At 38.3% G+C, this 24471-nt stretch carries 30 protein-coding genes; 4 read left to right on the plus strand and 26 right to left on the minus strand.

Going from position 1 to position 24471, the window contains the following annotated elements; genetic code table 11:
* Positions 1 to 32: 32 nt before the first annotated feature.
* The 3 genes from floA to OC533_RS06450 form a co-directional block, all read right to left on the minus strand.
* Positions 33 to 977, minus strand: coding sequence for a flotillin-like protein FloA (gene floA, locus OC533_RS06440; RefSeq protein WP_003723104.1), 945 nt, complete (start codon positions 975 to 977; stop codon positions 33 to 35).
* Positions 974 to 1273 (minus strand): NfeD family protein, encoded by a 300-nt coding sequence (locus tag OC533_RS06445; protein WP_003738085.1) that lies wholly within the window; start codon positions 1271 to 1273, stop codon positions 974 to 976. The genes floA and OC533_RS06445 overlap by 4 nt, the downstream gene beginning before the upstream one ends.
* A gap of 164 nt (positions 1274 to 1437) precedes the next feature.
* Entirely contained in the window at positions 1438 to 2103 is a 666-nt protein-coding gene (locus OC533_RS06450; RefSeq protein ID WP_010990390.1) for a uracil-DNA glycosylase, read from the minus strand.
* Positions 2104 to 2232: 129 nt separating this feature from the next.
* Between OC533_RS06450 and OC533_RS06455 the strand changes: the two genes are divergently transcribed.
* Entirely contained in the window at positions 2233 to 3348 is a 1116-nt protein-coding gene (locus OC533_RS06455; protein WP_003760355.1) for a low temperature requirement protein A, read from the plus strand.
* A 24-nt stretch (positions 3349 to 3372) separates the two neighbouring features.
* Here OC533_RS06455 and OC533_RS06460 read toward each other — a convergent pair whose 3' ends face one another.
* The 6 genes from OC533_RS06460 to iolA form a co-directional block, all read right to left on the minus strand.
* Positions 3373 to 3741 (minus strand): hypothetical protein, encoded by a 369-nt coding sequence (locus tag OC533_RS06460; protein ID WP_003760353.1) that lies wholly within the window; start codon positions 3739 to 3741, stop codon positions 3373 to 3375.
* Between the two features lie 91 nt (positions 3742 to 3832).
* Entirely contained in the window at positions 3833 to 4204 is a 372-nt protein-coding gene (locus OC533_RS06465; protein ID WP_112120182.1) for an iron chaperone, read from the minus strand.
* Between the two features lie 131 nt (positions 4205 to 4335).
* Positions 4336 to 6252, minus strand: a complete 1917-nt coding sequence (gene iolD, locus OC533_RS06470; RefSeq protein ID WP_194323171.1) for a 3D-(3,5/4)-trihydroxycyclohexane-1,2-dione acylhydrolase (decyclizing) — start codon at positions 6250 to 6252, stop codon at positions 4336 to 4338.
* Between the two features lie 11 nt (positions 6253 to 6263).
* Positions 6264 to 7241 carry a 5-dehydro-2-deoxygluconokinase gene (iolC, locus tag OC533_RS06475; RefSeq protein WP_194323170.1) on the minus strand — a complete coding sequence of 326 codons (978 nt, stop codon included), beginning with the start codon at positions 7239 to 7241 and terminating at the stop codon, positions 6264 to 6266.
* 16 nt (positions 7242 to 7257) lie between these two features.
* Positions 7258 to 8079, minus strand: coding sequence for a 5-deoxy-glucuronate isomerase (iolB, locus tag OC533_RS06480; RefSeq protein ID WP_194323169.1), 822 nt, complete (start codon positions 8077 to 8079; stop codon positions 7258 to 7260).
* Positions 8080 to 8090: 11 nt separating this feature from the next.
* Complete coding sequence (gene iolA / locus OC533_RS06485; RefSeq protein WP_194323168.1) at positions 8091 to 9557, minus strand: methylmalonate-semialdehyde dehydrogenase; 1467 nt, start codon at positions 9555 to 9557, stop codon at positions 8091 to 8093.
* A gap of 196 nt (positions 9558 to 9753) precedes the next feature.
* Here iolA and OC533_RS06490 point away from each other — a divergent pair, with 196 nt between their 5' ends.
* Complete coding sequence (locus OC533_RS06490) at positions 9754 to 10515, plus strand: DeoR/GlpR family DNA-binding transcription regulator (protein WP_194323167.1); 762 nt, start codon at positions 9754 to 9756, stop codon at positions 10513 to 10515.
* A 41-nt stretch (positions 10516 to 10556) separates the two neighbouring features.
* Here the strand turns inward: OC533_RS06490 and OC533_RS06495 are convergent, their stop codons facing one another.
* The 10 genes from OC533_RS06495 to OC533_RS06540 form a co-directional block, all read right to left on the minus strand.
* Positions 10557 to 11312 (minus strand): hypothetical protein, encoded by a 756-nt coding sequence (locus OC533_RS06495; RefSeq protein ID WP_194323166.1) that lies wholly within the window; start codon positions 11310 to 11312, stop codon positions 10557 to 10559.
* 34 nt (positions 11313 to 11346) lie between these two features.
* Positions 11347 to 12180 (minus strand): hypothetical protein, encoded by an 834-nt coding sequence (locus tag OC533_RS06500; protein ID WP_194323165.1) that lies wholly within the window; start codon positions 12178 to 12180, stop codon positions 11347 to 11349.
* Between the two features lie 237 nt (positions 12181 to 12417).
* A complete protein-coding gene (locus OC533_RS06505) occupies positions 12418 to 12666 on the minus strand; it encodes a hypothetical protein (RefSeq protein WP_226894208.1) in 249 nt (82 codons plus the stop codon).
* Positions 12667 to 12746: 80 nt separating this feature from the next.
* A complete protein-coding gene (locus tag OC533_RS06510; RefSeq protein ID WP_194323164.1) occupies positions 12747 to 13133 on the minus strand; it encodes a hypothetical protein in 387 nt (128 codons plus the stop codon).
* A gap of 227 nt (positions 13134 to 13360) precedes the next feature.
* Positions 13361 to 13990: a hypothetical protein gene (locus tag OC533_RS06515; protein ID WP_194323163.1), complete on the minus strand. Its 630-nt coding sequence runs from the start codon at positions 13988 to 13990 to the stop codon at positions 13361 to 13363.
* Between the two features lie 165 nt (positions 13991 to 14155).
* Positions 14156 to 14611, minus strand: coding sequence for a hypothetical protein (locus OC533_RS06520; protein ID WP_185323311.1), 456 nt, complete (start codon positions 14609 to 14611; stop codon positions 14156 to 14158).
* Positions 14612 to 14624: 13 nt separating this feature from the next.
* A complete protein-coding gene (locus OC533_RS06525; protein ID WP_185505414.1) occupies positions 14625 to 16163 on the minus strand; it encodes a T7SS effector LXG polymorphic toxin in 1539 nt (512 codons plus the stop codon).
* Positions 16160 to 16528: a hypothetical protein gene (locus OC533_RS06530; protein ID WP_033533456.1), complete on the minus strand. Its 369-nt coding sequence runs from the start codon at positions 16526 to 16528 to the stop codon at positions 16160 to 16162. The genes OC533_RS06525 and OC533_RS06530 overlap by 4 nt, the downstream gene beginning before the upstream one ends.
* Positions 16529 to 16813: a DUF3130 domain-containing protein gene (locus OC533_RS06535; RefSeq protein ID WP_185511347.1), complete on the minus strand. Its 285-nt coding sequence runs from the start codon at positions 16811 to 16813 to the stop codon at positions 16529 to 16531.
* Positions 16814 to 17004: 191 nt separating this feature from the next.
* Positions 17005 to 17424 carry an effector binding domain-containing protein gene (locus OC533_RS06540; RefSeq protein ID WP_160464291.1) on the minus strand — a complete coding sequence of 140 codons (420 nt, stop codon included), beginning with the start codon at positions 17422 to 17424 and terminating at the stop codon, positions 17005 to 17007.
* Positions 17425 to 17524: 100 nt separating this feature from the next.
* Between OC533_RS06540 and OC533_RS06545 the strand changes: the two genes are divergently transcribed.
* Positions 17525 to 18445, plus strand: coding sequence for a helix-turn-helix transcriptional regulator (locus tag OC533_RS06545; RefSeq protein ID WP_194323162.1), 921 nt, complete (start codon positions 17525 to 17527; stop codon positions 18443 to 18445).
* A gap of 38 nt (positions 18446 to 18483) precedes the next feature.
* Here the strand turns inward: OC533_RS06545 and OC533_RS06550 are convergent, their stop codons facing one another.
* The 4 genes from OC533_RS06550 to OC533_RS06565 all read right to left on the minus strand — a co-directional run bounded on the left by OC533_RS06550 (position 18484) and on the right by OC533_RS06565 (position 21854).
* Positions 18484 to 18678, minus strand: a complete 195-nt coding sequence (locus OC533_RS06550; protein ID WP_003724301.1) for a hypothetical protein — start codon at positions 18676 to 18678, stop codon at positions 18484 to 18486.
* An 86-nt stretch (positions 18679 to 18764) separates the two neighbouring features.
* Positions 18765 to 19067, minus strand: a complete 303-nt coding sequence (locus OC533_RS06555) for a PTS sugar transporter subunit IIB (RefSeq protein ID WP_003760328.1) — start codon at positions 19065 to 19067, stop codon at positions 18765 to 18767.
* Positions 19068 to 19084: 17 nt separating this feature from the next.
* Positions 19085 to 20419 (minus strand): PTS sugar transporter subunit IIC, encoded by a 1335-nt coding sequence (locus tag OC533_RS06560; RefSeq protein WP_003760326.1) that lies wholly within the window; start codon positions 20417 to 20419, stop codon positions 19085 to 19087.
* Positions 20412 to 21854 (minus strand): glycoside hydrolase family 1 protein, encoded by a 1443-nt coding sequence (locus tag OC533_RS06565; RefSeq protein ID WP_194322549.1) that lies wholly within the window; start codon positions 21852 to 21854, stop codon positions 20412 to 20414. Before OC533_RS06565 ends, OC533_RS06560 begins: the two co-directional genes overlap by 8 nt.
* A gap of 156 nt (positions 21855 to 22010) precedes the next feature.
* Here OC533_RS06565 and OC533_RS06570 point away from each other — a divergent pair, with 156 nt between their 5' ends.
* On the plus strand, positions 22011 to 22724 hold the full coding sequence (locus tag OC533_RS06570; RefSeq protein ID WP_010990376.1) for a GntR family transcriptional regulator: 714 nt from the start codon (positions 22011 to 22013) through the stop codon (positions 22722 to 22724).
* A 40-nt stretch (positions 22725 to 22764) separates the two neighbouring features.
* Here OC533_RS06570 and OC533_RS06575 read toward each other — a convergent pair whose 3' ends face one another.
* The 3 genes from OC533_RS06575 to OC533_RS06585 form a co-directional block, all read right to left on the minus strand.
* Positions 22765 to 23100: a zinc ribbon domain-containing protein YjdM gene (locus OC533_RS06575; RefSeq protein ID WP_003760313.1), complete on the minus strand. Its 336-nt coding sequence runs from the start codon at positions 23098 to 23100 to the stop codon at positions 22765 to 22767.
* A 36-nt stretch (positions 23101 to 23136) separates the two neighbouring features.
* Positions 23137 to 23856, minus strand: a complete 720-nt coding sequence (locus tag OC533_RS06580) for a YebC/PmpR family DNA-binding transcriptional regulator (RefSeq protein ID WP_003723220.1) — start codon at positions 23854 to 23856, stop codon at positions 23137 to 23139.
* Positions 23857 to 23952: 96 nt separating this feature from the next.
* Entirely contained in the window at positions 23953 to 24438 is a 486-nt protein-coding gene (locus tag OC533_RS06585; RefSeq protein WP_194323161.1) for an NUDIX hydrolase, read from the minus strand.
* Positions 24439 to 24471 lie beyond the last annotated feature (33 nt).

Raw genomic sequence — 24471 nt, forward strand, 5'->3', positions numbered from 1 at the left:
AAAACACCTTCTTTCTTGCAAAAGATCAAGGTTTATTTTTCGTCTTCGTGTGCAATCGATTCGCGCATTGCTGTATCTGATTGTACATTTTCCATTTTGTAGTAATCCATTACGCCTAAGTTGCCTTCTTCTAAAGCGCGAGAAAGAGCACGTGGTACTTCTGCTTCTGCGGCTACTACGGCAGCTCTGTTTTCTTGTTCTAGGGCAATCGCTTCAGCTTTACGTTTCGATGCAGCTGCTTGAGCAACTTCCATGTCCGCGTTGGCTTTTTCGATGTCTAGTTTTGCTTTAATGTTGTCACCGATACGCATCTCAGCAATATCAATAGATAAAATTGTGTATGCAGTTCCGTCTCCAAGTCCTTGTTCTTGGACTTTTTTCGAAATGCTGTTTGGATTTTCAAGTACGTCTGTATGTTCTCTCGTTTCACCGACTGTAGATACTACGGCTTCACCGACACGCGCGATAACTGTATCTTCACCAGCACCACCGACGATACGTTCAATATTAGATTGTACGGTAATTTGTGTAATAACTTTTACTTCTACCCCATTTTGCGCCACACCAGTAAATTCAGGTGTACGGATAACTTTTGGTGTTACAGAAGTTTGTACTGCTTCAAGTACGTCACGTCCAGCAAGGTCAATGGCTGCTGCACGGCTGAAATCTAATTCAATATTTGCGCGGTGTGCGGCGATTAACGCATCAACTGTGTTATCCACGTCCCCACCTGCTAAATAGTGACTTTCAAGTTGGTTTACTTCTAAATCAAGTCCTGCTTTTACTGCTTTAATTAACGGTTTTACAACGCGAGAAGGTACAACCCGACGTAATCTCATCCCGATTAATGTTCCTAGTCCTACTGGGACACGTGCGGATAATGCGCTAATCCATAACCCCACTGGTACTAAAGTAAAAAAGACGATTAAAAAGATGATAATCAATACTGCGATAATAATTGGTCCAATCATTGTCATTTTTCTCCCTCCTGTATATCTTCATTAACTAGTACGTATCCAAAGTCGATACCTACTGCAATTATTGGTTTTCCAACTTCCAAATAACCTGTTTTCAAGCGAGCTTCATAGACTTCTCCGTCTATTCTGACACTACCAATCGGTTTAAGTGTCGTTTGTGCTACACCTTTTTTGCCCACTACTTTGTCTCGTAGCGCTTTCATTCTTTCTATTTCTTTGTCCTCTAAAACCCCCCGATGCACGAGTCCCCATGATTCTCCATAAACAAAGTCATCTTCTGTAAAATTATGCTTCAAACCAGTCACCTTCTTTAGGAACTTTTTTAAGTTTTTACTATCTCCTGTAATAACCATAACATGAAAGAAACTTTATGTAAAAAACTTTTAGCAATTATTCTGTAAATTTTTTCACTTTTAAAGAAAAATTTATAATAGGAAGAAAAAACGACAAAATGTTGCTATTATTTACTATTTAAATCCCAATCAATTGGCGTTCTATTATTCTCTTTTAAGAACTCATTGGTTTTGGAAAATGGTTTACTTCCGAAAAAGCCACGACTTGCGGCAAGGGGTGATGGATGTACTCCTTTAATCAGTAAATGTTTTGGATTAGTGATACCACTTGCAGCTTTTATAGCGTGATTCCCCCATAAAATAAAGACGAGCGGCTTATCGTAATTATTTAATTCTTCCAAAACGTGATCGGTAAATGTCGCCCAACCTAATTTTTTGTGGCTTCCGGCTTTCCCTTCCTCCACACTCCAGCTTGTGTTCATTAGTAAAACTCCCTGTTCCGCCCATTTAGCAAGATAACCGTGATTAGCTGGATCAATATCCAAGTCGCTTTTTAGTTCCTTGTAAATATTTCGAAGGCTTGGCGGGATTCGAACGTCTTTTTGCACAGAAAAACTTAAGCCATGTGCCTGACCTGGGCCATGATAAGGGTCTTGACCAAGGATGACAACTTTGACTTTATCATAAGGGCATAAGCGGAAACACGAAAACATATCTTCCTCTGATGGATAAACATTTCCTTCTTCTCTCGCTTCACTCACAGCTTTCATCAATTCTATAAAATAAGGCTGTTTGGCTTCTTGCTCTAAAAATTCATCCCAAGTTTTCACCATTTTGCTCTCTCCCGTCCTAGTAATTTGTCCCTCCATTATACTTTTCTCGGCAAGCCACTGTCAAAAGTAAATAAGAATAGCTTTCCGCGTGGTATAATTTTAAAAAAGAGCATTTAATGGGGTGAAATAATGACTGAACGGAAAGTTTCTTGGCTAGAATTATTTTTTGATTTAATATTTGTTACCGCGGTTGCTTCCACGACCCATCTTTTACTTAGTGTTGATAATCATCCCGATAAAACTGCTGTTTATTTTGGCGAATATTTACTGATGGTAACGCCGATGTTTTGGGCATGGGTGGGGCAGACGATGTTTTTCAACCGTTTTGGTGAAAAGATAAAATTACCTGAACTTTATATGTTGCCGCAAATGTTTTTCTTGATTTTGATGACGGCGAGCTTTGATTTAACTTTTTCAAATACGTACTATACTTTTTTAATTGGTTATTTAGGCATTCGATTTATTACGGTTATTCAGTATTTTGTTATTAGTAGACAGCTAAGTGGAAACGCGCGCAAGGTGGCGATTATACTCGGAAGTGTGTTTCTGCTTGGGGTTTTCACGACAGCTACTTCGGTTTTCTTTGATGGCTTTATTCGTTATTTAGTAATGTATCTAGGTATCGCAGTTGATATTATTTTACCGTTATTCTTAGCAAAAACATTACGGAAAGTTCCCGTTGATTTCCCGCATTTGGCAGAACGATTTGGTTTGTTCGTTATTATTACATTTGGTGAGAGTATCGTCGCGATTACTACCATTTTGGTGGGGCATACGCTTGATTTATATACTATCAGCTATACTTTTCTTGGCTTTTTAATTATCAGCACACTCTTCGTCTCTTACTTTCACAGCTTTGAAAAAATAATCGATCATCATAAAGAAACCCATGGGCAGTACTTAATTTATGGACATTTCTTTATTATTATTTCCATTATGCTACTTGCGGCGAATTTGCATTTATTGTTTGAGGATCATTTAGAAAAAAATGTGTTGCTTTTGATGTTATTTGGCTCTGTAGCACTATTTTTCATCTCAAAACAATTCGTTTTTATAACCCACAAAAAGGTGGAAGTGAGCTTTTCTTTTTGGAAAGATGTGCTTTTATTATTGCTTCTCGTTGGGTTGTTTTTCCTCAATCTTTATACAGATTTACCGTTATTTGTTAGTTTTGTAAGTATTTGGGTTTGTGCATTGATTGATCTTGGATTGCAGTTTCGGACTTCGCGACCTGCACGGATATAAAATAAAAAAAGGTGGGCATTTCGCTCACCTTTCTTCGTTCACATCTCGATGTCTTGTGTAATCCGTAAAAATAAACAGGCCCATTAAGAAGCTTATTAAACATACGATTGGACGGAAATAGAATCCAGAATAACTAGGGGTGAAAATCAGTCCAAAAACAAGTCCAAATAGCCATAAAATTAGTGCCATAAATATTAGAAAATCATTTCGATAAGCACAAATAATGAGGATTCCTGCTAAAATCATCGCAAGTGACATTAGATAGCCTGATGACGCCGCAAGATCTTCCGGTATCATAAACAAGTTATTTTTTTTGCTGTCAGGGCTTAGTAGTTCAGCAAGAGCACCAATAAAGCCTGCTTGGATTGACATAATTCCACAAAAAATACGCATTTTACACCACTCTTTTTAAAATACATTTTAGCTTAATTATTATGTCATAAAAAATCCAGATTTGCTACGCGACAAAGTAACTATAATTTACTTATACGCGCCAAAAACTACTATAATTAGCTTTATCTTGAATATTAAACTCGATTATTTTTGCTAGTAAATCAAAATCTACTGGTTTCTTCCATAAAATCCGGAAAATCCCTTTCGTATGACTATAACCAGCTTCTTTCAGTTCCGTTTCAAAACGATCAATTCCAGCTACTTCTGGGGAAACACTCATATGCTGTTTTGCAATTGAGAATCCAATGATGAACGTACCATTATTGGTGAACATTGGTGTATTCCATTTGATTTCTGGCTTTAGATTTGGAAAAGTTTCCGCCACCCAGGTTAAAACTTCTTGTGTTCGTGCGCGGTGTTCCGGGTTTTCAATCTCAGCTAGATATTCTGCAAAAGCTTCCATATTATTTCCTCCTAAAAAACATAATCTTACAGTTACTCTTATTATAAAGAAAAACTGCTGTGATGCAAAGTCTGGCTGCTAGATACAGCAAACAAAAACAAGCCTCTATGTCAGGCTTGTTTTTGTTTAGCTTAATATAGTCGGGCTTTTTTCAGGTTTATTTGTTTCGCTTCGTATGCTCGGGTGATGCTCTCTTTATTTGAAACTTCGGAAACGCCTACATTCCACCAGTTAAGGTAGCCTTCTGACATGGTTTTAGGCAACACTTTCATTTCGATTAAAGTTGTTTTGGTTTGTTTTTTGGCGTCTTCTAACGCGTTGACTAAGTCTTCTTTTGTGTTGGCTTTATAGACTTTTGCGCCGTATCCTTCTGCAATTTTGGCGTAATCGACTTGCATGATTTGGTTGTTGTTATCGCGGAATTCACAGAAGAAACTTTCACTACCATTTGCCATTTGAAGATTGTTGATACAGCCAAATCCGGAATTATCGAAGAGCATAATGTTAATTTTTTTTCCGTATTGTAAGGAAGTCAGCAGTTCAGAGTGGGACATGCAGAAACTGCCATCGCCGACGATAGAGTATACTTCTTGGTTATCGCTTGCGGCCATTTTTGCGCCTAGAGCACCGTTTATTTCGTAGCCCATGCAAGAGTAGCCATATTCTAGGTGATACGTGTTTGGTACAGCGGGATTCCACAGTCGTTGCAGGTCCCCCGGAAGTGAACCAGCTGAACAAACTACGATGCTATCTGGCGCCACGGTATCATTAATCGTAATTAGCGCTTCGGTTTGCGTGAATTCCGTCTGCAAGCTATCGGCATATTCATTTAAAGTTGCTTGATCAAATTGATTTTTGATTTCTGGAGCGAAATTATCACGATTGAATTTTGTATGTTGCAGACGCGTTCGTTCTTTTAGCCATTCTTTTTTGTACTTCGAAATCTTGTCGCCAAATTGGGTTTTGTATCCTTTTAAAAGTGGCATAAGTTCGTTTAGGGTTGCTTTAGCATCACCGACCACTTGGAAGGCATCTAGTTTGTATGTTTGCATTCGGCTGACGTTGATATTGATAAACTTAGTCGCTGGGTTGAAGGCCGTCTTGGAGCTCGTTGTGAAATCGGTATAACGCGTGCCAATTCCAATCACTAAATCGGCCTCGTGGATTATTTTGTTTGCTGCTAGCGTGCCTAGGATACCAGTGCCGCCCAGGTTGTTTTTGAAGCTAAACTCCACGGTAGATTTCCCAGCGTGCGTTTCAACGAGCGGAATGTCGTTTTGTTCGGAGAGGGCGATTAATTCTTTGCGGGCATCTGAATAGCGGGCGCCACCTCCGACGATAATAACCGGGGTCTGGCTAGCTTTGATAAGTTTCGCCGCCTCGGTTAGTTCGCGTTTTGTCGGAATTTGCCGATTAAGATAGTGGATTCTTTTTTGGAAAAACGTTACTGGGTAATCGAATGCTTCTCCTTCTGTGTCTTGCGCGATACAGATTGTTGCTGGACCGGCGCTCACTGGGTTGGTCATGACTTCAAAGGCGCGAAGGAGGGCGCTCATTAGTTGCTCTGGTCGCTGCACGCGGTCAAAATATTTTGAAACTGCTTGGAAGCCATCGTTGGTTGTGATTGCCGTGCTCGACTCATGCTCTAGTTGTTGCAAAACTGGGTCGGGCTGTCTGGTTGCGAATGTGTCGGCTGGCAAGAATAATACTGGTAAATTGTTCGCAAATGCGGTGCCAGCTGCTGTAATTAAATTAGCAGATCCTGGTCCAGCTGACGTGGAACACGCGTAGATGCGCTTGCGATTTTTTTGTTTTGCATAGGCGATTGCCGCGTGCGCCATGCCCTGCTCATTTTTTCCTTGGTAGACTTTTAAATGACCTGGATTTTCTTCCAAAGCCTGTCCAATCCCAACCACATTCCCGTGCCCAAACAATGTGAAAATCCCGTCCACAAACGGCGCAGATTCACCGTCCATCTCAATATACTGTTGATTTAAAAATTTCACCAAAGCTTGCGCAGTAGTTAGTCGAATTGTTTTTTCAGTCATCAAAATCCCTCCTAATCCGCGTTCGCAATAAGCGCTTTAATTTCATCGGCTGTTGGCATCGCATCGGAAGAACTGTGTTTGCTCACAACGATCGAAGCCGCCGCACTTCCGAATTTAAGTGCTGTTTCGATATTTTCACCGCTAAACAGTCCATATAAGAATGCAGATGCATAGGAATCCCCTGCGCCAAATGTTTTGAGTACTTTAGTTTTATAGGCTCGTGCTCGGAATGTTTCGCCTGCTTTTGTATACGCAAAAGACCCTTCTACACCGTGCTTAATCACGATAATTTCTGCTTTATGTTTAAAAAGATTGGCTGTCGTCACTTCATTATTACCACCAATTTGATTTTCCATCATATCAAATTCGTCACGCGTACCGATTATCACATCCGCTTGTTCCGCGACAAGTGAATAATAAACCGCTGTTTCTTCCGTATTTTTCCAAGTATAGGGGCGATAATCCAGTTCAAAAGCGACTATTACATCGTTTTTCTGAGCTAGGTGGACTGCTTTTAAAACGGCTTCCCGTGATGGACTTTGCGCTAAAGCTGTACCTGAAATGAGGAGCACCCGTGTTTCTTTTATGTAGTCTTCCGAAATCTCTTCCGGCGTCAAATATAAATCCGCTACATTTTCACGATACATCAAAATACTGCATTCTTCCGGGCTCTTAATTTCCGTAAACGCCAAACCAACTTTGCGCCCAGTCGTATCTTTCACCATTCCAGCCGTATTTATATCCAAATCGCGCATATATTTTTCAATAAACCTGCCATGTTGATCATCTGAAATTTTGCCGATAAAACCTACTTTTAAGCCGAGTTTCGCGGTTCCAATCGCAATATTAGCCGGGGAGCCACCCACATATTTAGAAAAAGTTATCGTTTCTTCCATTGGACGATTGTATTCGACCGCATTCAAATCAATGCACGCGCGTCCTACTGTGATTAAATCAAATTTTCGTTCGCTATGTTTGTTTAGATTCATGCTCCAAATCCTCCTCTTAGTCTCGCTCTAAAATCCATTCATGGTCCGGATCATTGTGAAATTTCCAAACCCGCTTCGGTCCTGCCATCACATTTAAATAGTAAGAATCATATCCGTCCGGAACCCCCACAGGATGATAGCCCTCTGGAACAATAACCGCATTCTGGTGCTCCACAGCCATTGTTTCATCAAGCGCACGATCATCCGTATAGACACGTTGAAAAATAAAACCTTGCTCCGGATTAATTTCATGATAATAACTTTCTTCTAAAAATGACTCCGCTGGCAAATTATCGCGGTCATGTTTATGCGGTGGATAACTCGAAAAATTTCCGCCATTCGTATACACTTCAACAACCAACAAACTACTCGCAACCTCACTCACATCTGGCAAAATATTATGTACCAGTCGTTTATTTTGATATTTACCGCGCTGCTCAATTGAATTATCACTTGCTTTAATTAGCGTCGTTGGCAAATCTCGGTCAGCCGGCGAATAACAAAGAGCCACACGAGCTTTTCCCGAATCTGCCTTCACTTGAAACGCCCGTCCACCAGAGATAAACACGCTATCAGTCGGAATTTTTTCGAAAACGTTCGCCCTTGTCCCAATTTCTGTAAAAACATGCGCGGCCTCACTAACCGTAATTTTCCCAGTAAGCGCGACAATGCAGCACTCCAAATCAGTAAGAGACTCTTCATAAACAGCATCTTTTTCTAGTTCAATCAAGCGAAACCCAACATAACTTAGCGGAGAATTCCCTTGGTTAATATCCTGCACAAGCGTAACGCCAGGCGCTATTCTTTCATTTAACGGTTTTCGTAATAGTTTGCTCATGTCCGCACCTCCTATTCTTCGTAACCTTTTAATGAATATCTCGCAGTGACAACTTTCTTATGCGTGTAAAAATCCACACTGTCTTTGCCGTTAGCATGAAGCGTTCCATAAAAGGAAGATTTCCAACCAGAAAACGGGAAAAACGCCATCGGAGCAGGTACACCCAAATTCACACCAAGCATTCCAGCATCAATTTTTTCTCTAAAGTAACGGATTGCCTTGGCATTATTAGTGAAAATACAAGCACCGTTCGCAAATTCAGATTGATTCGCAACCCGAACAGCTTCTTGGAGGTTTTTCACACGAATCACAGATAAAACTGGTGCAAAAATCTCATCTTTCCAAATTGTCATATCCGTCGTAACATCTTCCAAAATCGTGGGTCCCACAAAATGCCCTTCAGAAAGCCCTGTTTCACGACCATCTACCGTTAATTTCGCCCCTTCTTCCACGCCTTTTTCAATATAAGCAATTGTGCGTTTTTGATTTTCTTCGCGAATTACTGGACCAAGGAAAACGCCATCGTCTAACCCGTTTCCAATTTTCACATTCTGCGCCGCTGTTCGAAGTGCCGCTAGAAAATCGTCCGCAATACCTTCTTCAACTGTAACAACCGCACACGCCATGCACCGTTCGCCAGCCGATCCGAATGCCGCTGAAATAACATTCGTCACGGTATCTTCTAAATCCGCATCATTAAGCACAATCGTATGGTTTTTCGCGCCTGTCAAAGCTTGCACACGCTTTAAATTCGCGCTCCCTGTTTTGTAGACATACTCCCCAACCGGCTTAGAACCAACAAAAGAAACCGCTTTAATTATTTTGTTTTCTAAAATACCATTAACCACATCATGCGCGCCGTATACCACATTGAACACACCTTTTGGAAGACCAGCTTCGGAAAATAATTCGACCAATTTCTCCATTAAAAGCGGTGTTCGCTCAGAAGGTTTTAAAATAAACGAGTTACCGAGCGCGATAGCCATTGGGAACATCCAACAAGGAACCATCATCGGAAAGTTAAATGGTGCAATTCCGCCAACAACTCCGACCGGATAGCGATAATTTGCCGCCTCCACATCTGTTGCAATCGAAGCAAGCGAATCACCCATCATGAGTGTTGGTGCTCCCGCCGCGAACTCAACATTTTCAATACCACGTTGCACTTCGCCGCGTGCCTCAGATAAATTTTTACCATTTTCGAGTGTAATCAGTCTTGCTAATTCTTCTTTATGTTGAATGAGTAACTGTTGGAAACTAAATAGAACCCGTGCACGTCTTGGTACAGCAACTTGGCTCCATTTTTCAAAAGCTTGTTCGGCAATGGTAGCGGCCTGGTCTAATTCCGTGCGCGTCGATATTGGCACTTGGCACAGCACTTCGCCCGTCGCTGGATTGATGACATCTTCGTATTTGTCCGCCTTACTCTCGACCCATTCACCATTAATATAATTCTTTAATTTCCGTACATCTGCCATAAATTATCCCTCCACTTAAAATTACTCATAAGTTAACCATTAATCGATTATAACCCCATCTTAAGCCAATAAAATTGGAGAGTCAATTTAATTTTTGTCACTAACTTCACCATAAAAAATCATAGTTGATTACCTTTTGGGCATGTGTTATAAATAGGTTAGAAAACAATATTTTTTGCCAAAGGATGAATTTCAAATGAAAGTACAACGCATTCAAGCGATAGAGAATTTAATTCACGAAAAAGGCAGCGCTAGCCTCGATGATTTATGCGAACAATTCAACGTTTCTAAAAATACTATTCGTCGCGACATTACCAAACTTCTCCAAAAAAACACCATCAAAAAAGTCTATGGTGGTGTCGTTTCTATTTATAATAATCCTGAAGAAATTCGGCCGTTCGAAAATCGCGATACAGAAAATCATGCTGAAAAACAGCTTATCGGAAAAGCGGCGGCTGATTTTATTGAAGAAAATGATCTGATTTTTATTGATTCTGGCACAACGACTAGCTGTCTCGCTGCCGCTCTGCCAACGGATAAGGAGATTACTATTATTACGAACAGCCTAGACGTGATTAATTTTGCGAGTGAAATGGATAATGTGAAATTGATTGTGATTGGCTCGACGTTTAAACAAAGTACTAAATCATTTGTCGGCGTGGAGAACTGGGGATTTTTCGAGAAATACAATATTACAAAAGCTTTCATGGCCGCGACTGCACTTTCGACTACGCATGGGGTGATGAACTCGGATATTTTGGAGTATGAAATTAAGCGCCATATGATGGAAAAAGCTACGGAGAAATTTTTGCTGGTGGACCATACGAAGGTGAATAAATCGGCGTTGCTTACGTACGGGGAGCTGGCGGAATTTGATTGGTTGGTTACGTCGAAGGACATGGCTGGTGGGTGTTTGGGGTATTGTGCGGATGTTGGGGTTTTGGTGAGGTTGGTTTAGTAAGAAGACCCTTTCTTCTGAAAGGGTCTTCTTTGATTTAGCTATTTTTCTCCGTACCATTCTTTCTTCGTAAATCCATAAGTTTTTCGAAATTCTTCTGCATATTTTTCAATCAATCTTGCTTTTACATATTGAGATGGCGAAAATAGTAATGTTGGCAACAAAGTAAAGCCAATAAGCAAAATTAACAAACCGATTCCCCATACAACATATTCTAAAAAACTTGAATTTCCTACTGCGGCATCCATATTCATAAGCCACCATTTATTTACACGATAAAATAAAACAGCAATTACAGCAAGAACCAGAAAAGCTCCTAAAATTTTAGTAATTATGTTTGAAAACACTTTTTTCCCAGATTTAGCTGTCGTTTCAAATATCTCTTTCACATATGTATTTACTCGAGCCCGAATTAATAAAATAGAACCTCCGTAGCCCAAAATAATATAAACTAACGGAATCAAGTGATATCTATCTGCCTCTACTCGTAAAAAAACAATCATAAAAAAGATTGCAGCAGTTTGCCATACTAAATATAATACCAAGTTATAGTTTGTTACTTTGAAAATTGGTTGTAACGTAACATATCTAATTAACAGGCTACCTATAAGAATACAAGCTACTGCTGGGTATATTGGATAATAATTGATTGCTGGTAAACATAGTAATAAGGCAAATAAAATACTCACCACTATCTTAACTATATAGTTAGATGTATGTTCTTTCATTGTATTAATCTGTTCTATTTCTTTGGAACTGATTGTATCTCGCGCTTCTTCATAACTCACATTTTTCATCATCTCTACCACCTTGGGAGGCCCTTGTTAAAATCTATTTTTCTCCGTACCATTCTTTCTCGGTAAAATTAGTTGTCCTCCGAAATTCCTCTGCGTATATTTCAATCACTTTACCTCGAACGAAAAGATTTGCTTTAAATAGAAAAAATGTTGGGATTAAAGTAATCAGTAGTAATAACGGAACCCCAAAAACAATACCTATCATATCATCTAATACACTACTAGTAATAGCCTCGTTAGCTCCAGTCAAAGGCATAATCCAAGACTTATTCATCCTATAAAATTGCATACCTATTAACGCAATTACAGCTAAAAACCCAGAAATCCTTAACATGATAGTCAAAACTTTCGAGGTTTTATAATTCTGGTTGAACGTATTATTAATTTCTTCTAAAATCATATTTTTCTCCACCTTGTTATAAAGGTATAAAAAAACTAGTATTGCAATCAAAAATACCGAAAAATTAATGATATGATTCCCTTTCGTCATTCCAAGTCCTACTGCGAAATAAGAAATATATACTAGTTTCGCAATTGAATAGCAATAGGTTTTATATCCATAATTCCTTAGAAAAGGAGGGTACACTTTGAAAAACTGATAGCACATCCAAATAATAATAAGTAATTCCGCTATTATTACGATACTATTAGCAATAATGAAACTTCCTCCAGCAAGTTCTATAGCAAAACTACATACCATTAAGACTGGAAATAATAAACCTAGCAGCAGAATTATTATTTTCTTCAGTTCAATAGAGAAACTTTGCTTTTTATCGCCTTTCATGACTTCATAGATATCTTTTAATTTGAGGATACGACTTGCCTTTTCAAAAGAGACAGAAGAAAGGAATTCATTTTCTTTTTTCATTTTTCACCCCAATATTAGTTTTATTTATAGATTTAGGATAATATTTCTTCCTAACTGATTAATTATTCAACAAAACCTCATCCTGTTTATTTTCAGATAGCCGAATAAGATTCTTCCCATATTGCTCAATCAGCCCTATTTCGCTATTAATATAAAAATTACATCTATGTGCTCTATCAGGATTATCAGCAATTTCCATATCCAATTCTATTTTCACATGTCCAGAAACATCTGCCTTTAGAAAATCCAGTGAAAATGCTGGTGTGAAAATGCTGGTGTGAAATTGCCTTCTTTTTGGCCAAACTCCACATAACAGCCTTCATTATAATCTAAAGAATAAGCAATAATCTTCTCACCAACCCCCTTTAAATAAGCATCTTGCACATAGCACAATTGATGTATTTTCACAAACTCTGACTCTGCACTTACTTTTATTTCTAATAAATTATTATCTTCCCAGTACTTTGATATTCGTAAATTATTCACGTATTATTTTCCTCTTTCAGTTCTTTTTCTATGTCTTGTATCGAATAATTTTTGGTTTTTATCTTTTTGTTATGATTAATTTAATAATCTTTCCAAAAAAATGAACTGTCTGCCATGTTCACCTCTTCTACAATGATTCCCTTACAAATAATATTCATTGTCATAATTGACGCATCAAAAGAACATTCAATAAAGTCTTCGTATTCCGCATATCTATTTAACGAAATGTCTTGAGCATAATAGCCTGATTTCGGCCCTGTATTTCTAACTTTGAAATCTCCACGCCATTTTGCATCGGTCTCATAGGAAACTTTATAGCAGGAAGTAAATGATAGCTTCCAACAAATCTCCTCATCTTTTTCTATATAAATATATACTTCATCACCAAAATATTTACTTTGAATGTCTAATACTAGTAAATCCCAGTAATTTATTTCATCAATTTTCTTTTGAAGTTCATTGATCATAAAAATCACTCCTATCTTTTTATTTATCATTCCATCTACTTACTAAATAATGGATAAGGAGGTTAATATTCTTAATAATGGCTTAGTTTTAAAATACTCAGAAATAAATCTGCTATAATTTCGAACTTGAGCATCTTTAGGACCATTTATAGAACGATATAAATCTCAGTTATCATCAAAAGATTCACTGCTAATATACGCTAGTTTAACAACTTGAATTCTTGCATTTAATTTATATAATAATGTGTATCAATTTTTAAATAAGCGTTATTATCTATAATTACTATGCCCTTCCACTCATACATTCCTGTATCTCCATCCATATAAATCGTGATAACTTCATAATTACTGTCTATTGGATGTACTGATAAATCAGGTTTATTAATAACGTTTTTTAGACAAGATATATCATACTCATCGTCAGAAAAGAATAAAATATTATTAATAATATTTTCCTGAATTTCCATTTCATTGATATAGGTTTTATGCTGTGGATTTGATACGAACCACATATTTAAAAGATCTTCCTTATTTATCTGCGGTATACTAGAAATCAGTTTTTCATCTACATAAATACAGTCAATAAATTCATCAAATTCTTGTTTATTAAAAATAATAGGTTCATATTTGTATTCAGTTTTTAAAAATTCCGCTTTCTTAGGGACGGCTAAAATAAAATCACCACATTTTTTCAATATCGAATAGAAATGTTTATTTGTTCCGTAATTTAACCTTAAACAAAGTTCAGAATCTACTTGGCTTACAATCCCTATAGACGAACCATTATGAATGAGGCTTCCATCTTTATAAATCTCGCACCAGTCTTTATATTCACCTAAGATTTTATATCTATTCATATTATTTCTCCGTTTATACTTTATAATTCATTCAACATTTTCTTTGTTTTATCCCATAATATAACATTTTTTCCTTATCATCCTTATAATATTTTTTAAGCTTTTGTGTTGAATAAATAGAATGTATTTCACCTATTTTATCCGTAATATCTTTTACTCGCTTAGTTATTTCAAAGTGGGGCACAACCATAACTCCATAATATCGCCATTTTCATCAATTCCCATTATAGTATTAGGGAAAAATTCTACATAACTGGTTTCAATCGAATTATTTACTCCTCCAAATCTAAGCCACCCACTACTTTCATCATAAATAGTTTCCCACGAATTTGCTGCACCTATTCTTTTACTCTCGCCAGGATTTATAAAATCTTCATTCAAAATAATCTTTCCTTGTATAAATTTAGGAGGTGTCAACTTACTCGATTTCCAATTAAAATCATGGTGAAATCCCCAAATTTGTGTTGATTCGTTATACTCGGAATCAAAACCAATGTATATGTAACCTACTAAAATGGTTGTATCAGAATTAATTCTTGGTTCTGATATAAACTCATGTGAATCTTTGAAATAAGACAATTGTCCTTGAGACTTTATTTTTGATTCAATAATTTTAAACATTTAGCTTCCTCTCCTATTTGGTAAAATTAAAATGCACTATTTTATTCGTATCTAAATCCACAACTAATTCCCAGTTTCCTTGCCCACGACCATTAAACGAACCTGACACATCCCATCGCAAACCGTTTGGCAAGTAAATATCCATTATCGGCATCCTCGAATCCATAATTTCTTGCACTAATAATTCAGTTCCATCTGAATCAATATACGGTCTTGATAATTCTCCAGCATTCACGCCTCTTTTAATTATTTCTAATATGTGAGTATTAACAGTTTCAGTCATAACTAGCTCAGTTGCTTTTGGTATTTTGAAAGTTTCCTCTCCATTAGCTTTCTTAATTTGCTCTAAAACCTCTTTCTCTCTCTTTAAATACTCACTAAAATTAGAAGCTTCTCTTGCTTTTTTACTTGCTTCAATATTTTTCAGGATTTGGTCTTTATTAAAATTGCTTACTTTTAAGTCATTTTGTTTTTTCGGGATGACTGCTTTATTCCTCGCCGCCGCAATCCCAAAGCCTAATCCTAGTGCCATATCAGTTAGTCCAGCGTCATCCATCGCATCCTTCACGCTAGCTACGTAGGCGGATGACCTTAGTGTTGCCCCGGAAAACCCAGTTACTTTTTGACCATTTAAGTAGTTGACGCCCTCTTTCCATGCGTCATTTACTTTGCGTTCGAGCTCTTCACCGGAAAGGCTTGTGTACAGAATAGGGTCTAACTCGGCTCCGTTTTCCTCTAGAAAAGCTTGGAGTTCTTTGTTACTGACGCGTTTGCCATTCCGTTCCAGCAGCCACATCGTAACGGTTTCGCCTTTGTCATTCACATACGTATAGGCGAATAAATGATAGTCTTCGAATGCTTCTGGGAAGGGATCTTTGGCGTTTTCTTTGCGTGCTTTATCCAGTGCTTTTCTCATCAAGCTAATGGATGAATGGACGCTTTGGGACACAGTATAGGTGCCTGTTTTCTCATGGAAGGTCACATTTTGTTTCAGTTCTTGCACCGCTCGTCCTGTGGAGTGAATGAGTTCGGTTAACGCGCTGAAAAACTGGGCGTGACTTTGTTCAAAGGCGATATACCTCTCTAGTATATCTTCTTTTTGGATGGCTTGCAGTAATTGGGTGTGAGTGCTTCTTGCTTGAACTACGTAGACTTGTTGCATATCCGGCTTCGTATTCGGCGCGGTGAGTTGGCGATGTAAGTCTTCTTCTTTTCGCTGCAAATGTGCCACTTTCGCCATTGCTTCTTGAAGGATTTCCGCATCGATTCGGGCGGAAGGCGAGCTATCGACTTGGCTGCCAAACTCGCGTATGTATTGTGCTAAACGTTCTTCACTTTCTTCTAAAGCTTCTAAAATACTTTGTGCAATAGAGGGATAACTGGAAGCAAAGTAGCTTTGGGAAGCTGATACCGCTTGCCCTTTTAAACTTTTATCTTGCGCATACTTGCTCGCTGCTTGTTGAATTCCGCGTATCATTTTCTTCGCCTCAGCGTTACTGCTTCGTAATCCTTGAAGAAAGCCATTGAGTTCTGCAATATCAATTCGACTCATTGGTTCCACTCCTTTCGCAAGGAGGTTTGTTTGGTTTCTAAATCATACATTTCCGCTCTAGTCGTCTGCACTTCTTCTTCCAAATGAACGCGTTTTTCCAATAAATCTTTTCGCCATGCCACCACTTCTTCATGTTGTTGTTCTTCCAGATAGCGATGGAAACCATTCGCTTCCTCCCCTTGCCAACCACCCCGCAAAAAGTCCAGCAATCCTTGTTTCTCACATTCTAATTGATGGCTATCTTCTTCTAACCATTCTTGTTCCGCTTGTTTGCGCTTAGTCTGCCTCAAATTATCTTGCAAAACATCCTGCGCTTTTTTCACTTGTTGTAGCTGCTGTTCCAACTGGCTGTGCGCGCTGTCCATCTATCGCACCTCCAGCTGATTTATTTTCTGTCCCATCACTTGATCTTGTTTCGCGTATGCCATACCCATTTTCTTTAATCTGCCGGCATCTTGCTTGGTCACGGCTTGGAAATCTTCTACCACATCGACTAAATCAATCAATGCAGACCGTAATTGATTGATAGAATTCGCTCGTGAGTATGCCATATTCCCACCTTTTAACGGCAAATAGCTTCCCGCGCTTTTGCTGTCTAAGTTCGAGGCATATTGTTGGAACGTCGCTTCGTTGACTTTTATCTCTCTCATCTTGGTGATTCCTCTCTATGTCTAGTTTTCCACTCCTCTATTATAGCATCGTAACTACTTCCCTTTTGTGAGCGTTTTGTGAACCTCTGTGTAATAACATACTCAAATACAGAACTTATTAGGGCATTTTTGATTTTTTTACTTATACAAATAAAAAAAGACCCCTTTCATCCGAAAGAGATCTCCTCAACTTACTTACTAACAACCGGAATATAAAGCGTAAAATCCGCTTCTCTAAGATCTTCCAAATTAAACGATCCTGCAATACCAACCGTGTCGCTTTGGCTCACTTCGCCGTATGCTGCGCCGATGAAGCCGTCTAGAGCTGGGCGGTCTGTTTTGCTTGTTACGAATTTTGCGTATTTGCCAGCTGGAATGTCGAAGGTTGTGTCGCTGTTTTCGCCGTTCGCGCTTGCCACGATATAATATTGTAAGCCGTCAAGACTTGCGTTAATGCCAACGTAGTCTTTTTCGTTTTTTGCAAATTTTGTGTAGGCTGATTCTTTGATTTCGCTCATTGGGCCAAAGCCTTTTTGTGGATCAAATTCAGGGATTTCTACTTTGTTTCCAGTAAATGTTTCTTTTTTCAATTCAACAATTTCAAATGCCATAATATTTCCCTCCAAAAAGTTACTTAACTTTGATATGATGTAACTATAACACGCGAATGATGACAACTGTCTGTCATCATTTCGAAAAAAGGAGAAAAAAATGAAAATCGAGCGACTCATCGGAATTATCATGCTGCTCCTCCAACGTGAGTTAGTCAGTGCTTCTGAAATGGCTACGATGTTTGAGGTCTCTAAACGTACTATTTTTCGCGACATTGACACGCTCTCGATGGCGAACATCCCGATTTACACGATTGCCGGAACGAAAGGTGGCATTGGAATTATGCCTACCTACAAAGTCGATAAAAAGCTTCTGACAGCAGATGATTTAACAGCTATTATCGCCAGCTTAGACGGTATGGAACAATTACTTTCTTCCGCAGAAACTAAAAAAACGCTCCAAAAAATGAAAAACATGCTCGAACATTCCAGCGAACCACCCAAAAGTTCGATTTCGCTTGATTTCTCCAATTTATCCATGAAAAAAGAGTTAAATGCAAAAGTCGAAAGTTTATATTTAGCGATAAAAAAACATCAACTAGTGGAACTCAGCTATATTGATCGAACCGGCAATCAAACCGTTCGTAAAACTGAGCCGTATCACCTCCTGTTTAGGAATCGTTCTTGGTATTTGCAAGGTTACAGCTTGGAACGTAGCGATTTTCGGACGTTTAAAATGTCGCGTATTGTTGAACTGAAAACGCTGGAAGACACTTTTGAAGCACGGCCTTTTGTTGTAAAACCATTCGGCATGACCGGTGATAGACCCACGTTCTTGATGCATGAAGTCACTTTAATTGTAGATAAAATAGCTCGTGAACAAATCGTTGAACGCTTTGATCCAGTTGAAATTTCACAGCAAGATGAAGAGCATTTTTTAGTAAAAGTGACACTTCCCGATCATGAGGCTGGGTACCGCTTTTTGCTCCAACTTGGAACGCATGTAACCATTCAAAACCGTGATGACTTTTACGATAATTTTGTTGATTATTTAGCAGAAATTCAAGGAAAATATATCTAAAAATGGCTCTGCTAATTGTTTAGCAGAGCCATTTGATGTTAATCTTTATATTTATAATCCAAATCTTGATAAGCTGTTTGGTACGGTCCACCATCAGCTACTTCTGAATGATAAAGTGCTTTTAAAGCGAAAGTTTTTTCTAAGTCCATTTCTTTCATTAGCTTTTGAAGGCGTTCTTGCAAGTCTACGCTATCTTTTACAAGCTCCTTCATTTGTGATTTTACATATTTCATAATAATTCCGCTCCTTTTCACACATTATAACACTTTCTTCCCCGATAAAAAAGGAGTGCGACTATAAGCCACACTCCCTTACTTTTTTAACCGATTAATTCGATTGCTCTCTCAAGCACTGCTGCTCCGTTTACACGACCGTAGTCTAGCATATTAATTACTTCGACCGGAATTTTACCTTCCACTACTTTTTCTGTATTTCCTTTTAAATAACCAACTTGTGGTCCAAGCAAAATGACATCTGCTTTTTCCCAGTTTTCGTGTAGCTCAGCGTCGGATACAGCCCAGATATTTGCTTCAATACCTTGCTCCGCGCCTGCTGCTTTCATTTTTTCTACTAAGAAACTTGTGGACATACCAGCATTACATACTAATAAAATGTTTTTCATTGGTTAGACTTCCTTCCTTATTTTGCCTCTGTTTTTTGAGCTGTAGCAAAAGCAACTTTTTCATCCATGCGTAGGAATGGTAGATAGATAAAGACTGTTATAACAATGATAATTACTTGTAGAACGGACGCGCGCCAGTCCCCACCAGTTGCTAAGAAACCTGAAATAATCGGCGGTGTCGTCCACGGGGTTTGTACTACTACATGATTAATCCAACCTGCTGCCGTCGCAAAATACGCAGTTGTTAAAGAGAAAATCGGCGCTAATACGAACGGGATAATTAGTAATGGGTTGAAGACAATCGGTAAACCAAAGATAATTGGTTCACTAATATTAAATAGCGACGGTGCTGCTGATAGCTTGGAAATATCTTTATAGTCTTTTCGTTTTCCAAAGATGAAAATGGCAATTAGTAGGCCAATCGTGTTTCCTGAGCCACCCATAACTGCAAATGTATCTTTGAAAGCCATGTTAATAATATGCGGAATTTCTTGATGATTAGCATAAGCCACCATGTTCTCTTGCATATTTTGAAGTAAAAATGGATCTAGTAACGGACCAGAAATAACTGCTTGGTGAATCCCTAAGCCGAAGAATAAGTTGGCGATGGATGTAATTAGCAAGAATCCTGGAAGACTTGTCGTCACATAGCTAAGTGGCTTCGTGATAATCGTTGTAACAAGCGTGTTAAAGTCCATGCTGAAAATTTGATTAACTGCAAATGACACAACTGAGAAAATAATAACCGTAATCATAATTGGAATTAACACGTTAAATGATTTAATAACTGCCGGTGGAATATTTCCTGTTAAATTGATTTGCATACGTTTATTTTTCGATAATTTAATGAATAAATCGGTTGCAATTAAGCCAACGATAATACCGACGAACATGCCTGACGCACCAGTATAACTAACTGGAATAACGTTTGGTACTTCGATTGATTTTGATGCGCCTTCTGGAAGGAACGTCATCGCAATCGGTGTTACGACGATAAATGAAGATAAGGCAACAAGAATTGGAGCAATGACATTTTTATAGCCACGGTTCAAACATAAATGATACGAAATCGCCACAGTGACTAAAAGCGTAATAACACTCAAGGTACCATTTCCGATTGAAATACCAATCTCTTGCCATGTTTTAAGTGTATCTGGGTTAACAATTTTGCCCATAAAGCCAGTCGGTTCTAAAATAACATAGTTAATCAGTGTGACAAAACCAGCTAAAATCATGAACGGCATAATACTCGCAAAAGCATCACGCAATGAACGCAAATGAATTTGACCACCAAGACGTTGTGCTACATTAATAAACCCATTAACAATCGACTTCTTTTTCGTTTCAGCCATTAGTTGTTTCCTCCCTTTTCGTCCCAACTAGTTTGCTTGTTTCATATTCAAAACCGTTCATGTCGCTCATTTTTTTATAAAATTCGCCACTTTTCTTCATTGTGCGTTTGCCCGTTTCGACATCAAGTGAAACGAGTCCGTAACGGTTTTTATATGCGTTAATCCACGACCAACAATCAATGAACGTCCACAGGTGATACCCCTTAATATCGCAACCTTCTGCAATCGCTTGATGTACATACGCCAAATGATCTTTAACAAATTGAATCCGGTAATCATCTTGAATTTGTCCTTCTTCATTTAAGAAACGTTCTTCATTCGCTACACCCATACCATTTTCAGAAATAAATGATTCGATATTGCCGTAATTATCGCGAATATCAATACATAAATCGTAAATCCCACGTTCATAAATTTCCCAACCGCGATAAATATTCATTCGTTTACCTGGCATATTGTGCGGTTCAAAAAACCAATCTGGTAAAAACGGACTTTTTTCATTAATAGCCGTTAAACGAGCTTTCACGCGTCTTGGTTCATAGTAATTTAGGCCGAGAATTTGCGCCGTATTTTCTTTAATAATCGTCAAATCTTCTTCCGTATATTCCGGCATTTGATCGTATTCGCGCATGATTTCTACTAATTTTTCTGGGAAAGTTCCTTTAACCATCGGATCCAAGAAACTTCTCGTATAAAAAGCATCACAGATTTCCGCAGCTTCTAAATCGTATTCGTTTTGGCTACGCGGATAAGTCGGGCTAAGGTTTAAAATAACGCCGATTTTGGATGACAAATTTAATTTTTTGAAAGCTTTAATAGCTAAAGCATGTGCCAAAATCGTGTTAAAACCAGCTTGTGCGCCGCGTTTGAAGTCGATTTGATTCGGATAATGGAAATCTTCTAAATAACCGCCAAGAATCGGTCCAAGTGGTTCGTTAAATGTAAACCAGTGATAAACTAAATCGCCAAATTCTTTAAAACAAGTGTCTGCAAAATGAACATAGGCATCAACAACTTCCCTTGATTCCCAGCCACCAGCATCTTGAAGTGCAACGGGCATATCGAAATGATATAAGTTCGCGAATGGTTTGATACCGTTTTCATTCATTTCAGTAAGTAAATCGCGATAAAACGCAATAGCTTTCGGGTTCACTTCGCCAACACCATCATTCGGAAACATTCGCGCCCACGAAATCGAAATCCGGAACGAATTTTGTCCTGTTTTCTTCATCCACTGAACGTCTTCTTTATACCGATTAATATGATCTGTTGTAATTTCTGAACCTACACCTTCGTAAAAGCGATTCGGTTCTGTTTCAAACCAATGCTCCCAAACAGTTTTTGCCTTACCAGTGTCGCCGCGACCTTCTGCTTGTTCCGCAGACCACGCAGAGCCCCACCAAAAATCTTTTGGAAACGTTAATAATTCTTTCATTTTTTATGGCCTCCCTTTTGTCAAAATAAATATAGCATACATTTATTTAAAAAACAATACTTTTATAAAAAGATATATACTTTTGTTTATAGGGATACCTTTTTGTAAAAGTATATGGTATACTATGCTTATTACATCAGTAAAGGAGCCAATAAAATGTCGGGAATGGCTAAATACATGGAAATATACATAGATATCCGTGATAAAATCAATCAAAATAAATACGAAATTAACGAGAAATTGCCTGATGGGGATAGTATGGCTCGCACGTATGATTGCAGCAAGCTCACTGTCAAAAAAGCACTGGATATGCTTGTACAAGAAGGCATGATTATTAGGCGCCGCGGGGCTGGTACTTTCGTGAAATCTCATTCTACTAACGGCGGTGAATTCGCGCTAGGGCCAATGTCTGGACTTGTAAATACATTTGGAAAAGACAACATTAAATCGAAAGTCATTTTATTTTCCATTGAAAAACCATCGAAAGAAGTCGCAGAAAAATTAGAGATGCAGGATGACTATATTTACCGAATCATCCGGATGAGAGAAGTTGGTCATAAAGCCTATTCGATTGAACATACTTATATGCCACTTGCGATTATTCCAGGACTTGAGCCGCACCATTTAGAAGATTCGATTTATAATTATATTCGTGATGATTTGAAACTCAAGATGCAGAGTGCCCATGTTTGGGTGCGCGGGGATAAATCAAATCAAGAGGATAGTAAGCTCCTCGATTTAGAAGAACCTACTTTTATGATGGAAATTGAGAAATTAGCGCATTTGGAAGACGGTCGAGTGTTCGAATATTCGATTACGCGCCATACGTATGAATCGTTTGTGTTTGAAACGGTTTTTGTGCAGAATTAATAAAAACAGCGACTCTCTGAATTAGAGAATCGCTGTTTTTTTATATCTTCTTAACAAATTCTGATTTTAATTTCATTGGGCCGAAGCCGTCGATTTTGCAATCAATGTCGTGGTCGCCGTCTACTAGGCGGATATTTTTTACTTTTGTCCCCATTTTGATTGGGTTTGATGCGCCTTTTACTTTAAGATCTTTGATGACTGTGACAGAATCGCCATCTGTTAGTACGTTGCCGTTTGAGTCTTTGAACACTTTTTCTTCGGTAGCTTCTTCTGCTACGGCGCTCCACTCATGTCCGCATTCCGGGCAAATTAATAGACCGCGATCTTCGTAGGCATATTCTGAGTTACATTCTGGGCAATTTGGTAATTTTGACATTTTATCAATTCCTCCGATTGTTGTAATAGTTGGCTGTTAATCTTCTAATTCGACGTTATGATATACTTTTTGCACGTCTTCTAGGTCTTCTAAAGCATCAATTAGTTTCTCGAATTTTTCTAAATCCTCACCTGATAATTGAATATCGTTTTGAGGGATCATTTCGATTTCCGCTACTGTGAACTCTTCAATTCCAGCCGCTTTCAAACCTTCTTGTACTTTATGGAAATCTTCTGGTTCTGCATAAATAATCGCTTGGCCATCTTCGTCTAAAATGTCACGAACATCAATATCCGCTTCCATTAAAAGTTCCAATAGCTCATCTGCGTCTTTTCCTTCGACACCAAAAATAGCTGTATTATCAAACATATACGCAACAGAGCCACTTACGCCCATGTTTCCGCCGTTTTTGCTATAAGCTGCGCGAACATCGGATGCTGTACGATTCACATTATTTGTCAGTGCGTCAACGATAATCATCGAGCCGTTTGGACCAAAGCCTTCATAGCGCAGTTCTGAATAAGTTTCATCGCCAGTACCTTTCGCTTTTTCGATTGCACGGTCAATAATATGTTTTGGCACATTGTATGTTTTTGCACGTTCAATAACAAAACGTAATTTTTGGTTGGAATGTGGATCTGGGTCGCCTGATTTAGCCGCTACATATATTTCAATTCCAAATTTCGCATAGATACGACTATTTGTTTTATCTTTTGACGCTTTTTTCTCTTTAATATTTGCCCATTTACGGCCCATATTACCACTCGCTTTCTAATTGGAGTTTTTCTCATGTCTCTGTACTATTATAAGTGTAGGAAACGAATTTGTTAAGTGGAAATTTAGCTATATTCGTTAAAAGTGAATAGTTGTGGCGTTTTTAAGTTCAAAAAGTTGATTTAAAAAGAAATAAGGAATAAATTCGCCCGAACTTCTTAATGCTTCTAACTCTTCTTTGGTGACAAAACGGACATCTGCTACTTCTTCTGTTTGTAATGTTAAATCGCTTAGTTCAACGTCTTTCGTAATAAACCAATAATCATCAAATCCTGCCTCAAAATGGTAACTGAATTTGGCACGGGTGTTACTTAAATCAATTGTCATTCCTAGTTCTTCTTTCACTTCTCGTTCAGCAGCTTGTCGACTTGTTTCGCCTTTTAACGCAGAACCGGCTGCAGAAAGATCCCAATAATTCGGCCAACCTTCTTTATCTTTTTGACGCTTTTGGATTAAAAGTTGCCCTTTTTCGTTAAAAATACATACGTGAACAACCAAATGAAGCTCTCCGGGTGCTAGTTTTTCACCGCGGATATGTGTTTTCCCTGTTAGTTCACGTTCCACATTTAATAAATCTCATTCCTCCAATAAAATCGG

This window comes from Listeria sp. Marseille-Q6474 (genome assembly GCF_946902005.1).
GTDB classification, from domain to species: Bacteria; Bacillota; Bacilli; order Lactobacillales; family Listeriaceae; genus Listeria; species Listeria innocua.

What these genes read in the sequence shown, in the direction of transcription:
- OC533_RS06515 (WP_194323163.1), bottom strand. Translation starts at nt 13,990, where the DNA reads ATGAATAGATATAAAATCTTAGGTGAATATAAAGACTGGTGCGAGATT.
- OC533_RS06540 (WP_160464291.1), bottom strand. Translation starts at nt 17,424, where the DNA reads ATGGCATTTGAAATTGTTGAATTGAAAAAAGAAACATTTACTGGAAAC.
- OC533_RS06525 (WP_185505414.1), bottom strand. Translation starts at nt 16,163, where the DNA reads ATGAGTCGAATTGATATTGCAGAACTCAATGGCTTTCTTCAAGGATTA.
- OC533_RS06550 (WP_003724301.1), bottom strand. Translation starts at nt 18,678, where the DNA reads ATGAAATATGTAAAATCACAAATGAAGGAGCTTGTAAAAGATAGCGTA.
- OC533_RS06555 (WP_003760328.1), bottom strand. Translation starts at nt 19,067, where the DNA reads ATGAAAAACATTTTATTAGTATGTAATGCTGGTATGTCCACAAGTTTC.
- iolA (WP_194323168.1), bottom strand. Translation starts at nt 9,557, where the DNA reads ATGGCAGATGTACGGAAATTAAAGAATTATATTAATGGTGAATGGGTC.
- OC533_RS06455 (WP_003760355.1), top strand. Translation starts at nt 2,233, where the DNA reads ATGACTGAACGGAAAGTTTCTTGGCTAGAATTATTTTTTGATTTAATA.
- OC533_RS06565 (WP_194322549.1), bottom strand. Translation starts at nt 21,854, where the DNA reads ATGAAAGAATTATTAACGTTTCCAAAAGATTTTTGGTGGGGCTCTGCG.
- OC533_RS06500 (WP_194323165.1), bottom strand. Translation starts at nt 12,180, where the DNA reads ATGAAAAAAGAAAATGAATTCCTTTCTTCTGTCTCTTTTGAAAAGGCA.
- OC533_RS06510 (WP_194323164.1), bottom strand. Translation starts at nt 13,133, where the DNA reads ATGATCAATGAACTTCAAAAGAAAATTGATGAAATAAATTACTGGGAT.
- iolC (WP_194323170.1), bottom strand. Translation starts at nt 7,241, where the DNA reads ATGAATCTAAACAAACATAGCGAACGAAAATTTGATTTAATCACAGTA.
- iolB (WP_194323169.1), bottom strand. Translation starts at nt 8,079, where the DNA reads ATGAGCAAACTATTACGAAAACCGTTAAATGAAAGAATAGCGCCTGGC.
- OC533_RS06490 (WP_194323167.1), top strand. Translation starts at nt 9,754, where the DNA reads ATGAAAGTACAACGCATTCAAGCGATAGAGAATTTAATTCACGAAAAA.
- OC533_RS06580 (WP_003723220.1), bottom strand. Translation starts at nt 23,856, where the DNA reads ATGGGCCGTAAATGGGCAAATATTAAAGAGAAAAAAGCGTCAAAAGAT.
- OC533_RS06535 (WP_185511347.1), bottom strand. Translation starts at nt 16,813, where the DNA reads ATGAGAGAGATAAAAGTCAACGAAGCGACGTTCCAACAATATGCCTCG.
- OC533_RS06465 (WP_112120182.1), bottom strand. Translation starts at nt 4,204, where the DNA reads ATGGAAGCTTTTGCAGAATATCTAGCTGAGATTGAAAACCCGGAACAC.
- OC533_RS06460 (WP_003760353.1), bottom strand. Translation starts at nt 3,741, where the DNA reads ATGCGTATTTTTTGTGGAATTATGTCAATCCAAGCAGGCTTTATTGGT.
- OC533_RS06560 (WP_003760326.1), bottom strand. Translation starts at nt 20,419, where the DNA reads ATGGCTGAAACGAAAAAGAAGTCGATTGTTAATGGGTTTATTAATGTA.
- OC533_RS06450 (WP_010990390.1), bottom strand. Translation starts at nt 2,103, where the DNA reads ATGGTGAAAACTTGGGATGAATTTTTAGAGCAAGAAGCCAAACAGCCT.
- iolD (WP_194323171.1), bottom strand. Translation starts at nt 6,252, where the DNA reads ATGACTGAAAAAACAATTCGACTAACTACTGCGCAAGCTTTGGTGAAA.
- OC533_RS06530 (WP_033533456.1), bottom strand. Translation starts at nt 16,528, where the DNA reads ATGGACAGCGCGCACAGCCAGTTGGAACAGCAGCTACAACAAGTGAAA.
- OC533_RS06575 (WP_003760313.1), bottom strand. Translation starts at nt 23,100, where the DNA reads ATGTCAAAATTACCAAATTGCCCAGAATGTAACTCAGAATATGCCTAC.
- OC533_RS06495 (WP_194323166.1), bottom strand. Translation starts at nt 11,312, where the DNA reads ATGAAAAATGTGAGTTATGAAGAAGCGCGAGATACAATCAGTTCCAAA.
- OC533_RS06570 (WP_010990376.1), top strand. Translation starts at nt 22,011, where the DNA reads ATGTCGGGAATGGCTAAATACATGGAAATATACATAGATATCCGTGAT.
- floA (WP_003723104.1), bottom strand. Translation starts at nt 977, where the DNA reads ATGACAATGATTGGACCAATTATTATCGCAGTATTGATTATCATCTTT.
- OC533_RS06520 (WP_185323311.1), bottom strand. Translation starts at nt 14,611, where the DNA reads ATGTTTAAAATTATTGAATCAAAAATAAAGTCTCAAGGACAATTGTCT.
- OC533_RS06545 (WP_194323162.1), top strand. Translation starts at nt 17,525, where the DNA reads ATGAAAATCGAGCGACTCATCGGAATTATCATGCTGCTCCTCCAACGT.